Below are 14,669 nucleotides of genomic sequence, written 5' to 3'. Positions count from 1 at the left end.
CGTGAAGTCTCACAGCCCCAACTCCTTGGTGATGATCTCGCGCTGGATGTCCGAGGTCCCGGAGAAGATGGTGCCCGGCACGGTGTCGCGCAGGGCGGCCTCGATGCCGTCGTCGCGCGTGTAGCCCCGTGCGCCGAAGAGCCGTACCGCGCTCAGCGTGGTGGCCAGAACGTTCTCGGAAACCGCCAGCTTGGCCATCGCCACCTCGATCGTCGCGGGCTGTCCCTCGTCGAGGCACCAGCAGGCCCGGTAGAGCAGCAGCCGTGCGCTCTCCAGGTGGACCGCCATGTCGGCGATGCGGTGGGTGACCGCCTGGAAACCCGACAGCGGCCTTCCGAACTGGCGTCGGTCGCGGGCGTGCTCGATGGCACGCTGCAACACGCGGTCGCCCAGCCCGAGATATCCGGCGAACAAGCAGGTCCGTTCCCAGGCCATGCCGTACTTGAAGATCGATGTTCCCTGGCCCGGCACGCCGAGCACCTGTTCGTCGGGCACGAAGCAGCCGTCGAGACGGAGTCCGCCGGCCAGGCAGCCCTCCAGCCCCATCTTGCGGTGCGCCGGACCGGGCGTGACACCGGCGGTTCCGCGATCGACGACGAAGGCCGAGATCCCGAGATGCCCCGCCGCCGGATCGGTGGTGGCGTAGACGATGAACATGTCGGCGACCGGTCCGTTGCTGACGAACGTCTTCTCACCGTCAAGGACCCAGCCCTCGGGCACCCGGCGCGCGGTGACCGCTAGCCGGGAGACGTCCGACCCGGAGTCGGCCTCCGTCATGGCGTGGCCCAGGACGACGTCCCCGGCGCAGATCCCGGGCAGCAACCGATCACGAAGGGCAGCCCGCCCGAAACGTACGAGGGGCATCGTGCAGGAGAAACTCTGCGCGCTGGCACCGAAGACCAACCCGGTGTCCGGACAGCCCCGACCGAGGGCCTCCACCAACCGGGCCGTGTCGAGCGCGCCAAGACCGGATCCGCCGTACTCGGCCGGCACACACCAGCCGTGGGTGCCGAGGTCGGCCAGCAACCGCCAGCCCTTCATCTGGTGTTCCCCGGTACCGATGCCCGACGTCGACGCCAACCGCTCGCGTGCCTGGCGCAGTACGGTGTCGTACCGTTCGATCTGGTCCTTGCTCCAACGGAAGTCCATGTCGCCTCCGGATCGCCTACTTGAGTGCGGACGTGGGCCGTTCGACGCGGTCCTTCCCGACCGACGGCAACGCGCGTGCGACGGCGCCGCCCCGCAGGACCGCACCGATCAGCGGGGTCGTCATGGCCGTGGTGAACAACGCCATGACCACCATCGCGCTGAAGAGCTGTACCGTCAGCAGCCCCAGTGAGAAGCCCACGTTGAGGACCACCAGCTCGGTGAGCCCACGGGTGTTCATGAGTAGGCCGAGAGCGATCGACTCCCGTGCGCTCATTCCGGACAGGCGCGCGGACAGGCCGACGCCGCCCAGCTTGCCCACACAGGCAACGACGACGATGACAACGGTCAGCAACAGGGCGGGTCCGCTGAGCGTGGTGAGGTCGACCGAGAGCCCGGTGACGATGAAGAAGACGGGCATCAGCACCAGGCCGATCTGCCGCAACGGCACGATGGCCTGCCGAAGCACACCGGCGTCGGACTCCCTCGGCATCATGAGCCCCAGGCAGAACGCGCCGAAGATGGCGTGGATGCCGATGGCGGAGGTAGCGAACGCCGACAGGAAGACGGCGCCGGCCAGCACTGCCCCGACATACGGCGCCGCCGTGCTGGGCAGGCGACGGGCCGCCCACTTCGCCAGTGGCCGGACCACCGTCACCAGCACCGCGAGATAGAGCAGGGTCCAGCCGACGACGGAGAGGTAGCCGGCGATTCCGCTGAAGGTCACCAGGGCCACCGAGACAGCGAGCGCGCACCAGGCCAGGACGTCGTCGGCCGCGGCCAGGGCCAGGGCCAGCGGGCCGATGGTGTGTCCCTGAAGTCCCCGGTCGACGATGATGCGCGCGAGGACGGGAAAGGCGGTGATCGACATGGCAACGCCTATAAAGACCACGAACCCGAGGAGGGGGGTACCGTCCGGCGCCGCCAGAGCGCTGTGCCGGTACAGCAGGAGGGCCAGGATCACCCCCAGGGACATGGGAACCAGCAGCGAGATCACCCAGACCAGCGCCGCTCGTCTCCGGTGGGTGGCGAACAGCGCTCGGTCGAATTCCCACCCGATGACGAACATGAACAGCAGGACACCGATCTGGGAGACCACGTGCAGGTAGGGGCGTACCGAAAGGGGAAACAGCGTCTCCGGCAGATCACCGCTGACCAGGCCGAGCACGCTCGGGCCGAGCACGATGCCCGCGGTCATCTCGCCGACGACGGCGGGTTGGCGAAGACGGCGGCCGAGCGTGACGAACAACGTCACGACGACGAGCAGGAGCCCGATGCCACCGATGGCCACCGTGACACGCCACTCCGCCGGGTTCGCGTCACCCATTACCAGCGTTGCCTTCGGCGCGCGCGACGATGATGACGTAACCGGCGACGGAGAGCACTCCGTACCGCTCGCTGGCCTCGATCATCGCGTCGAGCTTCGCCGCGGGCAGGAACCGGATCAACTCCTCCCGGGAGGCACGCATGGCGGCGGCATGCTGGTGCAGCGTCGGCCGCACGTTCTCGCTGACGTCGACGGACTCCGTGACCGTGAAACCGGCGCCGGTCACTGATCTCACGTAGTCGTCGATGGTGGTCAACGTGGCCAGGTAGCACGCACTGCGGAACTCGTCGACCACCGGTCGGTCGGCCTCAGCCGGCTCGTGCCGCAGCGCGTAGTCAGCGAGCACGAACGAACCACCCGGCCGCAGCACCCGACGGATCTGGCGCAGGGCGCGGTCCCGCTCCGCCACGTGGTGCAGGCACTCAAGTGCCATCGCGGCGTCGAACGAGCCGTCCGGATAGGGGATCGACGTCATGTCGGCGAGGGCGAAGCCGACCCGGTTCGTGACGCCCTGAGCCTGGGCCGCGCCGGTGGCGATGCCGATCTGCTCGTCACTGATCGAGATCCCGGTGACGCTCACCTCGCGGGAGCCGGCGAGTCGAAGGGCCGGCTTTCCTATCCCGCAGCCGACATCGAGGACCTTGTCTCCGGCCCGGGTCGGGAGCCGGCGGAGGACCTCGTCGGTGAGGCGTTCGGTGGAATCGCCGATGGCGCCCGGCCTCTGCGGGTCGTCGCAGTATCCGAGGTGGAAATTGTGGTCCCAGGCGTCTGCGTACGGGTCGCTGATCGTGTCGTAGAAACGCTGTACAGCTCGGGCGGTCGACATGCTCATCACCTCACGAACGGGCCGTGGTCGAATGCGGCGACCCAGCGTAGGCAGCGGGTGCTGGAGTGCCGGTCTATTGCTGGTGGAGAATGCAGCCCCGCAACGGTCGGATCCGCGCGGCCGGCACCTCCGCAATCCTTGCGCCGTGACGCACGCCGACCTCACCATCCCGCAATGGAACGGGCGACGACCTGGATGGGTGAAACGAACGAGATACTCACAGCCCGGCTCGGCCTGCGTCAGCTTCCCATCGTCGACTGGCCGGACGACGACGTCGATCGGCTGCACCGGAAGACGCGCCGCCTCGTCGAATCGGCCGCAGGACACCGCTTCGTCTGGGTGGACGACGAGATCACGCACGCGGACCGGGCGCGGGTGGCGACGGCCTACCGCCTGGCGCACCAGGTGGAGCGGGTCACGGCCTCACCGACGCCGACTACCGCGCCATCGCCCGATGGCTGCGGAAGGACACCACCACGACCACCCGATGTGCCGGCCCAGGTACACGGACTCGTCGATGTCGTGCGTCACGAAGACGGTGGAGATGCCGCGGTTGCGGTGCGGGTCGCGTACGAGGTCCTCCAGGTCCGCGCGTGGTTGCGCGTCCACCGCCGCGAACGGCTCATCCATGATCAGCATTTCGGGCCGGCGCGCTATGGCGCGCGCGAGGGCCACCCGTTGCTGCATCCCGCCGGAGAGCTGCCACGGATGGCTGCGTGCCGACTACGGCAGCCCGACCGCGTCGAGGGCGTCGGCGAGCCTCCGGTCGCGTTCGGCGCGGGAGAGCTTCTTGTGTCGAAGGGGGAGATCCACATTGCCCCGGACCGTCAGCCAGGGATAGAGGCTGCGGCCGTACTCCTGGAAACCACCGCCATCGCCGGGCTCGGGCCCGTCACCGGAGATCCCTCCATCTCGACGAGGCCGCTGGTGGGCCGGAGCAGCCCGGCGAGGCATTTCAGGAGGGTGGTCTTTCCGCAGCCCGACGGGCCGACGACGCACAGCAGTTCGCCGGGCATCATGGTGAAACTGAGATCCCCGATCGTCTCGACCTCGCCCCGGCCGGCCGCATAGACCTTCCGCAGGTACTCGACCCGCAGCAGCGGACTTGCGTCAGGCACGGGTGACCTCCCTCATTCCGTGGTACCAGCGCAGGACACGGCGTTCGACGACGCCGAAGACCACGGCGAGGAAAACGCCGATGAGGCCGAGCAGGAGGATGCCGCTCCACATCTCGGCGATGAGGTAGTTGCGCTGGAAGTAGGCGATCCGTTAGCCGAGGCCGGCCGAGGAAGCGAATATCTCCGAGATGACCATGAGGAGGGCGGTGCTGGCGTTGCCGCTGGTCCCGTTCTCCAGGTCGCTCGCCGAACCAGTCGTGCTCGTCTACGCACAACGGGTTCTCCCCGTCTCTAGCCGGAGCCGCGACTGAGGACGGCCCTGGCTTTGATAACGGCGGCCGCGCGGAGTTCGCGGAGTTGCAGCGCGCGTTCCTGCACTGGTGCTGCGGCGGCTGCCTGCACGGCACTGGCCGCTCTCGCGATAGCCGGCCCCAGCCCGGCAACCTGCTGGCATTCGGCGTCGGTCGTGGCGATCTCCCGCTCCTGCGGGGCTGGCAGACCCACGGCTGTCGCGCGGGCGTCGGTGAGCTGGACGGCTGGGTGACCGCGGTCGCGCATGCATTCTGACCATCTACTCTGGGCCGCGCCGACGCCCGGATCGCCCTGCACCGTCCGAACCAGCGCTGTGCTATCTGCGTTGACCTGCATATACGTCCGGTCCCAGCTGCTACCGACCACCTGTACGTGTGCCTGGTAAGTGCAGGCATCGGATCGGTAGGTGAAGACACCGCCGTCATCCAGCACGATGTCGAGCCGGTTGCGGTCGGTGCCGAGCAGCGCCTGATACCAGCGGTCGCGTTCGCTCGGTGGCATTCGGTTCACGGAGTCGGCATTCGGGTCATGGTCCTTGCGGCGCGCCGCGACGTCGGCGATTCCGTATCCGACTGCGCGAGCGTCGGTAACCGTGAGCAGGCCGTAGGGGTTATTCGGGACCGGGCCGATGACCACCAACCGGCTCAGGTACGCCAGCCCGCGGCCCGCCATGCAGTCCGCCACGAGCCGGTCCTCGGCGCTTGCCAGGAGTGCCTGCTCGTCGGCGGGGACATGTCCCGCACCGCCGAACGGGTACCCGATGGGAGGGGGCGTGGGGTGGGGAGACGCAACGCATCCCCCCACCAGCAGCAGCCCCAGCAAGGATGTGAGCGTTCCTCGCCGGAACATGCTTAGCACCAGATGTTGGAGGCGACGTTCAGGTAGAACGGCGGGTTCTGAGAGGCAAGGTTCGAGTATCCGGTGCCGCGCGGCAGGTATACGCTGGTGCCGCTGTAGCCGGTGCCGTTCCAGATCGTCACACCGCATGACGCGCCGTTGTTGAAGACCGAGGCGGCATTGTCGAACTTGGAGTATTGCAACAGGTTGGTGTTGTTGCCGGCGACAGTGCCCGGCACTCCGCCGTAGTTGGTCGACAGGTATGCGCAGAGTTTGGTCGACGGGCAAGCGTCGGCGCTGGCCGGTGCCGCGGTGGCGGTGAGGCTCACGGCGGTCGTCGCGGCGAGGGCGCCGGCGACGGCGACGAGCCGTTTGAGCTGAATGTTCATGGGTCTGCTCTTTCCGTCGGTCATCATGACAACGATCGATCGCAGTCCCAGCATGGTTGTTCGCATGGGTGTCCTGAAGGTGTTTCCTGTTGCCTGTATGAGGAGGAAACGTCACGCTTCCCTAAGCTCGAAGGTAGCGACGCCGTGCAGCGTGCTGATGGCGAGCCGGCCGTCGGCGAGGATCGCCAGATCGGTCACTGGTGCGCCGATGTCGATGGCGGCCGCGGGAACGCTGCCGCCAGCCCAGACGAAGACTTTCCCGTCGTCGCCGCCGCTGACCGTCTGGCCGTGGATGTGAAGGAGCCGGCGCACGGGCTGTTGGTGGGCCGCAACAGTTGGCTGTGCTGCGCCCGTGCCGAGGCGCACGGCGCCAGAGAGTGTCCCGGCAATCACTCGATGGGAGATGAGCGCCACGCTCGTAAGCGGCTCCCCGGCGAGTGCTTGCACCGGAATTGCTGGGAGAAGATCGGGTAGTTGCCACACGCCCGCTCTGCCGTTCCGGTCACCCAGTACCAGCAGCGCACCGCCGGAAGCCCCGGTCGTGACGGTCATCGCTGTTACTGGTCCGAAGGGCTCGGGTAGCGTGAGTAGTCGCGGCGCGGCGAGAGTGGCGGGATCGAGCAGCAGGACTTTACCTTCGGTGGTCACACATACCAGGGTCAGCGAGCCGGCGATCGTGGTGTATGCCATTCCCTGCACCCAGCCGGGAACGCCGGTGGATACCCAGGTCGGTGGGGCATCGCCGCAGGCCAGCCCGATGAGCTCTTCGTGGGTCGCCGCCGCGTAACAGACTTGCGCACCGTCGGTGTCGATCGCGGTGGTGCAGATGTCCCTGCCACCAGGCACGCCGTGCGGTCCGTGGACCACGTCGCCGGTCGCGGCGTTCAGGACCGCCAGGTCGCGCGCTTCGTTGATCGCGACGGTGAGCAGCCGGGACCCGGCGTAGGTGAGCCGCGACGGGTGCCAGTGCGGCGTCGCTGCGCTGGGCCGCCCGTCTGTGAGCCCGCCAAGTGACCACAGGTGTACTTGGTCGTCGCCGCCGGCGCCGAGCACGACCGGCCGCCCGTCGACGTGGCCGACCGTAAGGCTCCACAGCGGGTCGTGGTGGCCGGTGAGTCCGGCCGGCAGCACGATGCCGCGGGCAACGTCTACGACATGCACCTCGTCGGCGGTCTCGGTAGCAGCGATGACTAGGTCCAGCTCGCCGATTCTGGTGGCGACGATGGCGGTGACGGTATCCGCGTCGGGCAGTTGTGTCACATGCGGAGCGTGGTCCGGGTCGGCGGTCCAAAGTCTGATGGTTCCATCGGTGTGCCCGGTGATCACTTCCGCGTCGGCTCTGAGACCTGTGGCGGGGGCGAGGGCCGACACGGCGGGACAACCGTCGTGCATCGCTCGGGTTCCGCGTCGCATATCCCGGTACCAAAGTTCGCCGCCGCCGGTGGCGGCGAAGTATGCGCCTGAGGCTGCGGCTGCGATGGCGAAGATCTCGGTGTCAGTGATTTGCTCATCAGCGAGCAGCTCCGTCGGCAGCACACTCCACGTGCGCACGACGCCGTCCTCATGCCCGGCCAGCACCTTTGGCACCTCCGGATCCGGCACCGTGGCCAGGGCCATGACTGGTGAGTCCGACGGCAGTGTCCGCTCGCTGAGGCGCCCGCCCGGTAGGTCAACGAGGTTCAGGCTGCCGTCATCGGTGCCCACGACGACGAGCGGCATGCTGTCAAGGTGAACGACCGTGAGGGCAAGCACGGGCGCCGGCAACCGGACACTGACGTCGACAGGTGCCAGGTCGACCCCGGCGACGGTGGGAGCGCCGATCGACGTCAAGCCGATCGTCTGGTCGTCGCTGCCGCTGATCGCCACCGTCTCGTTGATCGTAGTGGCGATGGCGATTTGGTTGACGGTGCGGGCGTGTTCACGTACCACTCGATGCGACGTCGGTGAGCGCCACCATGCCGTCCGAGGCCACCAACCGGCGCCTGCGGCGTACCCGTTCCTGCGGCACCAGAATTTGACGAGCTCGGGGTCTGCCGCGCGAAGGGCCGCAAGCGCGAGGTAGGCGGCCCGAAGGGGTGGTGGAGTGGAAGCCGCCTGCTGCTGTGACACCGACTCGTACGCTCGGACCACGACCTGCATCGGCTCCGGTATCCGGGTCAGCACCCGTCGGACCGCCCGTCCTCCGGCCGTCGCCAGCAGTACCGGATCGTGCAGGAGCTCGGGCAGCGCGGCCGTACTCAGGGCGTGTTCGAGGACGTAATCGAGGAGATACGGATCGGCCTGCTCCCAGTTGCGGATGCCATCACCGCTGGTGGGTACCGTCAGCAGCAGCGTCTCCACGATCTTGTCCCGGGTTTCCGCAGCGTCCTGAGGTGCTTCAGGGAAAGGCGCGGCAACGCTTGCCAGGTGCTCGGCCAGCGCGTCGTGAAAGAGTCGGTACGACGACCGGCCGATCGCTTTGCCGGTGCTGCCCGGTCGGCGGGAGACCGACAGCAGCGACGCCAGCGGTGTCCGGAACAGTGCGGCCAGGTCCGTGTCCTTGTATTCGCCTGGTGTACCGGCGAGTGCGCCGGCTAGCCGGGCCCATAGACCGGCCGGGAGGCCCTGCCCGCAGGCGAATGCGAGTGGTCGCAGCAACTCTTCGGCACGTGCGCGGTCGTCGGTCACGGCATCGAGGTAGTCGGCCATCGCCTGTCCGACTTCGTGCGGGAACCGGTGCTCGCGGGACGGTAGTTCGCCACGGGCGACGATGGCCACGGAGGCGAGCTGCGCCACGAGGAATGAGCGGCGGGCCGCCTGCGCCACGGTCCGGGCCACCCGCCGGATCCGCTCGGAGGATGCCTGGAATGACCGTTCCAGGCTGAGCCGCTGCGTCAGTAGGCCATAGGCGTACTCCGCGATACCGTCCTGGTCGGCGTAGGCGTCGCTGTCGAGGTCGAAGGTTTTAGCCATCTGGTCGAGCCGGTTGGCGACGTGGCGGCGCCCGCCGATCAGGACCCGGGCCCCGCCCCGCCGGCGACACAGCGGTTGGATGAGGTCGCCGATCAGCGCCTCGACTTCGCTCGCCTCGTCGGCGGCGTCGATCACGACGCAGGTTTGGCCGGGTAGCTCCGTCAGCCGCTCGACGAGCGCTAGCGCACCGGTGGCGGGCACGCCGGCCTGCTCGGCGATCGCCGCGACGATCTCGGCGAGCTCGCGGCCACGCGCGTGTACGGGGATCCACCGAACGCCGGTCGGTACCGGCACCGTCGACCTGTCATGCAGCCAGGACCGAGTCTCCCGGTCGTCGGATAACGCGAACCAGGCGAGGACCGCGGACTTGCCGGATCCGGGATCGCCGGTGACGATCGCGCCCGTGGTCCCGGTCGTGTCCGCGAGCCACTCCGAGATGGCCCCAAGCACTGCGGTTCGACCGCTGAACAGCCGGCCAACCGTGCCGTTCGGGAGCGTAACCTGGACGCTATCAATCCAGTGGCGGTCGCTGATGGCGGCGTCGCTGTGCGACGCGGTGCAGACCGATAGGACGTCAGCGGCGGCTTTCGCCCAGCTGATCCGGGTGGCAAGCAGACGGCGAACCCGGTCGGCACGTGCGAAAGCGGTGTTGAGGTCGTTGAGCACCCCGGCTAGGGCTTCCCCCCACCGCTGTGCGTCGAGCTCCGGCTCGTCGGTGACGGGCACGACCAGCTTGGCCGCGTCGCCTGGTTCCAGCACCTCTGTCAGGAGCATGCCAAGTCCGCTGCGTCCGCTCACCAGGACTGGCGTGCCGGCCATGATGGCCTCGGCGCCGACGAGCCCGAACGCTTCGGCCCGCGATGGCATGAGCATCACGCTTGCGCGGCGCATGTCGTGGCCGAGATCGTCACTGTTGGTGGTGTACCGGCGCGGCGTGACCCGCAAGGCCAACTGGCCGGCGGCGCTGCGAAAGTCATCCCGCACCTGCGATTGCGTGGCTGATAGGGCACCCCGTAATAGCACCTCGATTTCGTCGACACGGATGCAGCCATTTTCGACGGCGTGTCCGATTGCGGCGGCGGCGATCTTCAAGCCCTTGATGCCGGCATCTTCAAGCCGACCGAGGATGAGGATCTGCGCGGGTCGGCCCGGTGGTGGCTGCCGTGGCCGTGCGTCGGTCCCGTCGAAGCCGGGATCGAGTCGCAGCGGCGTTGGCACGCCGTGATAGGTAGAGAGGTTGCGGATCGCTTCCTCGTGCAGCCGTGGTCCGACCGCGGCCACGCGGGTCGCCGTCGTTGCCAGTGCCATCTCGGCCTCATACCTTGGCTGCGCGCGCTCACCGGCATCTGGAATCTGTTCGATCCGTGCCCACTCGGTCTCGTCCGGGGAGGTGTGAATGACATGCAGGCGGGCGGCGGCCGGGTAGTGATCCTCGACGAGAGCACGTGCTGCCGGCCCGGTAATCCGCCCGTGCCCAATGATGAGGTCGGGCTTGATGTCATCGGGCAGTCTGGGCCGGCGCAACATCTGATTATGACCCTCGACGCCGGGTGTCGGTGGTACCGCCACCAACTCGACGCCGACCGCCGCGGCCGCCTTTGCCTCCTCGACAGTCATGCCAGGCACAGCGCAAAAGACCCGCGCGCCGGCTGCGGCAAGCGCGACGCACAGATGGCGGTTGATCGTGGTGATCCCGCCGTGCGCCGAAAACCAGTCGGTATCCAAGGCCAGCACGGACAGCTGGCGCGGCGCGATGCCAGCGTTGTTCACGGCATCCGATGCTACTGGCGGCGCGGCGGCCTCGGTCGTTCGAACCGTCCGCCATGACGGCTCAACGGCACGCCGGACAGGTGTCTCGGTCCGACCAGTCGATGAGATCGAGCTGCGCCGGGGTGATTGCTGGCTGGCCCAGTTCGACCCGTATCGTCATCCGATAAGCCCACAAGGCGGCAGCGAAAGCGTGATAGGCGCGGTGGTACTCGGTCGAATCCAGATCGGCGCCGTTGCGCACCTCGTTGCGGATGTCGACGAGTCTGCGGAACACGAACTCACCGGCCGTGACTAGCGCCGCAGACCCGGATACGAGCAGACGCTCACGTGCGCTGTAGAGCCCTGAGTCCTGCATGCTCCGCAGCGATTCCACGCCCCGGCGCTCGGCGTCGGCATCGGCGCGAGCGAGGTGCCGAAGCCTGTTGTGCGCCAGGTCCATCGCGATCAGCAGGTCGATCCCGCACTGGATCATGAGGCTGGACGGGTCGGCGCTTGCCCGCAGTCCCCGCCCCTCGGCCGTCCGGTCGTCCCCTTCCATGCAGGCGGCAAGCTCCCCGCCAGTGTCGAGGACGACGTCACAGAGCACGGCCAGCTGCAACGTGCCGCGCGCCTGGCCAGTCTCGACCTTGCTGAGATACCCCTTGCTGTAATGCACCTGACGCGCCAGCGCGGCCAGCGACAGCTCTGCGGCTTGTCGTAGCCGTCGCAGCGCTGGCCCCATCGGCTCGTGGCCGTACGGATCAGCGGTCACCCATCCATATCTATGGAAAGGACTGGGAGCCCGTCCACCGATGCCGTCCCAATGTGCGCCGGTCGTCAAGACCGCCGAAGAGACCGCGCCGTGGGTAGGCGCAGGCTGGTGCCGTCGGAGGTGAGTTTCGCCGCGGCGATGGTGGCCCATCCGCTGGTGCTGGCGAAGGCTACGCCGGTGAGAAGCCCGGCGAAGCTGAGGGTGACGACAACGGCGGTCAGGTTGCTCGATGGTGGCATGGTCGCGGAGAAGCCGATGACGGCGATGAAGCCGAGCAGGGCCACGCCGATTCCGCCGAGTAGCCGACGAAGGCGCAGTCGTGTGCAGGCGTGGCAGAACGGCCAATTCGGCATAGTGACGCGCTTTTGCGTGATCGTGGCGACGATCGCGAAGGGCAGCACGCCGAGCAGGATGAGTAGGAACGACCAGGTCGGGGGAGTGGAGCGGAACAGCACCGACTTTCGCCGGGTGGCGGGGGCGGCGTGTCTGACGCAGGCGGACGGCGCGCCGCCGGGCTGGCGGAGAGCGGCGACGGGCACGATGGTCGGCAAGGCGGACTCCAGCGGACGTTCGGTACGGCTGTCGGCGCGCAGTATGCACGACCCGCTGATGCGGCGGTAATCCCTGTCCACCGATGCTGCATTCTGCTCACGATGAGTGAGACGCCTGCCGGGTCCCGCAGCCTGTTGCCCGATTCGTCCCCACAGTTTGTGAGGGATCTTTACCTCTGTTGATCCGGGTCCCTACAGTTCGGCGACTTCATCAGGTGATCAACAGGGGACCTGTGGTGACTGCTGCCCGGCGTCGTGTCGGTTTGTTCTCGGCTGTCCGTCGACCGCGCGGGCGGTGGGCTGTGCTGCTGTCGGCGACGCGGCACGGGGATCGCGGTGAGCCCGGACGTCGCCCAACGGCCGGGCCGGGTGACCGCTGACGCGCGTGGCCACCCGGCGACGACGTCAGCCCTGCCGTACCTCGGCCGCCGCCGCGACGAGGCGCCGTAGGGACGCCTCGACCTCGGGGTAGGCGCGGGTCTTCAGGCCGCAGTCGGGGTTTACCCAGAGCCGGTGGGCGGGCACCGCGGCGACGGCGCGGCGCAGCGCGTCGGCGACCTCGTCGTGCGGCGGTACGCGGGGGGAGTGGATGTCCCAGACGCCGGGTCCGACGCCGCGGTGGTAGCCGATGGTGGCGAGGTCGTCGAGGATCTCCATCTTGGAGCGGGACGCCTCGATGCTGGTGACGTCGGCGTCGAGGGCGTCGATGGCGGCGATGACCTCCCCGAACTCGGAGTAGCACAGGTGGGTGTGGATCTGGGTGTCGTCGGCGACGCCGCTGGTGGCCAGCCGGAACGCGCCGACCGCCCAGTCCAGGTAGGTCTGCTGGTGGGCGCGGCGCAGCGGCAGGGTTTCCCGCAGCGCGGGTTCGTCGACCTGGATGACGCGGATGCCGGCGGCCTCCAGGTCGCGGCACTCGTCGCGCAGGGCGAGGGCGACCTGGTCGGCGGTGGCGGCGAGCGGCTGGTCGTCGCGGACGAAGGACCAGGCGAGGATGGTGACCGGGCCGGTGAGCATGCCCTTGACCGGTTTGCTGGTCAGGGATTGGGCGTAGGTGGACCAGGCGACGGTCATCGGCGCCCGGCGGGCGACGTCGCCGTGGATGACGGGTGGGCGTACGCAGCGGGTGCCGTAGGACTGCACCCAGCCGTGGTCGGTGGCGGCGAACCCGTCGAGCTGCTCGGCGAAGTACTGGACCATGTCGTTGCGTTCCGGCTCGCCGTGCACGAGGACGTCCAGGCCCAGGTTCTCCTGTAGTTGGATGACGTGGGCGACCTCGGCGCGCATCCGCGCGGTGTAGCCGGCGTCGTCGAGGGTGCCGGCCCGGTGGGCGGCGCGTGCCGCGCGTAGCTCGGGGGTCTGGGGGAAGGAGCCGATCGTGGTGGTGGGCAGCGCGGGCAGGGCGAGGCGGTGCTGCTGGCGGGCGGCCCGGTCGGGGTAGGTGCCGCGGCTGCGGTCGTCGGGGCGCAGCGCGGCGAGACGGCCGCGGATCTCGTCGTGGCGCCACGACGCCGGTGCGGCCGGCAGCGGCGCCGGCAGGACGGTGGTGCCGTCGCGCAGCGCGCGGCCGAGCAGGACGACCTCGTCGAGCTTCTGCCGGGCGAACGCGAGCCGTGCGGACAGCCGGGGGTCCAGGTGGGTTTCCGCGGCCAGGTCGACCGGGACGTGCAGCAGGGAGCAGGACGTGGACACCGCGACGTGGTCGGCCAGCGCGGCGACGGTGGCCCCGGCGGCGACGGCGGTCCGCAGATCGGTACGCCAGATGTTGCGGCCGTCGACGAGCCCGGCGACGATCGTCTTCCCGCCCAGCGGGCCGACGCCGGCCAGTCGTTCGAGGTTTCCCGGACCGGCGACGAGGTCGACCCCGATGGCGTCGACCGGGGTGTCGAGCAGCGCCGGGAGGGCGTCGGCGAGCTCACCGAAGTAGGTGGCGACGAAGATCCGCGGCCGGTTCGGCAGGTCACCGAGGCGCCGGTAGGCGCGGTGGAGACCGTCGATCTCGGCCGCGGCGCGGTCGGCGACGTAGGCGGGCTCGTCGAGCTGCACCCACGGCACACCCGCCCCGGCGAGCGCGGCGAGGAGGTCGGCGTAGGTGTCGACCAGGTCGTCGAGGCGGGCGAACGGGTCGACGCCCTTGGCCAGCAGCAGGAACGTGGCCGGACCGATCAGCACCGGGCGGGTGGTGATGCCGAGGGTGCGGGCCTCGGCGTACTCGCTCAGCGCCTTGGCCGGTCGGGCGGTGAAGGAGGTGTCGGGGTCGATTTCCGGCACCAGGTAGTGGTAGTTGGTGTCGAACCACTTGGTCAGCTCCAGCGCCGGTTCGGTGTCGACGCCGCGGGCCATCGCGAAGTAGGTGTCGAGTTCGTCGAGACCGAGGCGGGCGAACCGGTGGGGGACGGCGCCGAGGGCGACGGCGGTGTCGAGCATCTGGTCGTAGTAGGAGAAGGTGTTCGACGGGATCGCGTCCAGGCGGGCGTCGCGCAGTGTCCGCCACACCTGCGCCCGTAGCTCGGCGGCGGTCTCGTGCAGGCCGGCGGCGTCGAGCGTGCCGGCCCAGTAGGCCTCGACCGCCTTCTTCAGCTCGCGGCGCGCGCCGATGCGCGGGTAGCCGGGCACGGTGCTCTGGCCGAATGAGGTTGTCACGGGTGGTCCTTCCCTCGAGGTGCCTGGCGACCTCTCGGGAGGGAGAA

General features: G+C 68.9%; 11 protein-coding genes. All 11 read right to left on the bottom strand.

All coding sequences use genetic code 11. From position 1 onward, the window contains the following. Positions 1–9 precede the first annotated feature (9 nt). Complete coding sequence (locus O7619_RS22695) at positions 10–1,149, bottom strand: acyl-CoA dehydrogenase family protein (protein WP_282283318.1); 1,140 nt, start codon at positions 1,147–1,149, stop codon at positions 10–12. A 16-nt stretch (positions 1,150–1,165) separates the two neighbouring features. After that, a complete protein-coding gene (locus O7619_RS22690; RefSeq protein WP_282283317.1) occupies positions 1,166–2,473 on the bottom strand; it encodes a cation:proton antiporter in 1,308 nt (435 codons plus the stop codon). Beyond that, positions 2,466–3,299 carry a methyltransferase domain-containing protein gene (locus O7619_RS22685; protein WP_282283316.1) on the bottom strand — a complete coding sequence of 278 codons (834 nt, stop codon included), beginning with the start codon at positions 3,297–3,299 and terminating at the stop codon, positions 2,466–2,468. Before O7619_RS22685 ends, O7619_RS22690 begins: the two co-directional genes overlap by 8 nt. A gap of 423 nt (positions 3,300–3,722) precedes the next feature. Continuing rightward, a complete protein-coding gene (locus O7619_RS22680) occupies positions 3,723–3,986 on the bottom strand; it encodes an ATP-binding cassette domain-containing protein (RefSeq protein WP_282283315.1) in 264 nt (87 codons plus the stop codon). Between the two features lie 140 nt (positions 3,987–4,126). Further along, positions 4,127–4,315, bottom strand: coding sequence for an ATP-binding cassette domain-containing protein (locus O7619_RS22675; RefSeq protein WP_282288904.1), 189 nt, complete (start codon positions 4,313–4,315; stop codon positions 4,127–4,129). Positions 4,316–4,708: 393 nt separating this feature from the next. Next, positions 4,709–5,551 (bottom strand): hypothetical protein, encoded by an 843-nt coding sequence (locus O7619_RS22670; RefSeq protein ID WP_282283314.1) that lies wholly within the window; start codon positions 5,549–5,551, stop codon positions 4,709–4,711. Between the two features lie 29 nt (positions 5,552–5,580). Then, positions 5,581–5,955: a peptidase inhibitor family I36 protein gene (locus tag O7619_RS22665; protein ID WP_282283313.1), complete on the bottom strand. Its 375-nt coding sequence runs from the start codon at positions 5,953–5,955 to the stop codon at positions 5,581–5,583. A gap of 111 nt (positions 5,956–6,066) precedes the next feature. Then, on the bottom strand, positions 6,067–10,677 hold the full coding sequence (locus tag O7619_RS22660) for a glycosyltransferase (protein WP_282283312.1): 4,611 nt from the start codon (positions 10,675–10,677) through the stop codon (positions 6,067–6,069). A 61-nt stretch (positions 10,678–10,738) separates the two neighbouring features. Further along, complete coding sequence (locus O7619_RS22655) at positions 10,739–11,428, bottom strand: helix-turn-helix domain-containing protein (protein WP_282283311.1); 690 nt, start codon at positions 11,426–11,428, stop codon at positions 10,739–10,741. Positions 11,429–11,493: 65 nt separating this feature from the next. Next, the gene (locus O7619_RS22650; RefSeq protein WP_282283310.1) at positions 11,494–12,060 is read right to left on the bottom strand and encodes a hypothetical protein; all 567 of its coding nucleotides are present in this window, start codon (positions 12,058–12,060) and stop codon (positions 11,494–11,496) included. 324 nt (positions 12,061–12,384) lie between these two features. Then, a complete protein-coding gene (metE, locus tag O7619_RS22645; RefSeq protein ID WP_282283308.1) occupies positions 12,385–14,622 on the bottom strand; it encodes a 5-methyltetrahydropteroyltriglutamate--homocysteine S-methyltransferase in 2,238 nt (745 codons plus the stop codon). Positions 14,623–14,669: the final 47 nt, after the last annotated feature.

Source organism: Micromonospora sp. WMMD998, from assembly GCF_029581235.1.
Taxonomy (GTDB): Bacteria; Actinomycetota; Actinomycetes; order Mycobacteriales; family Micromonosporaceae; genus Micromonospora.
This window is presented reverse-complemented; position numbering and strand designations above follow the sequence as displayed.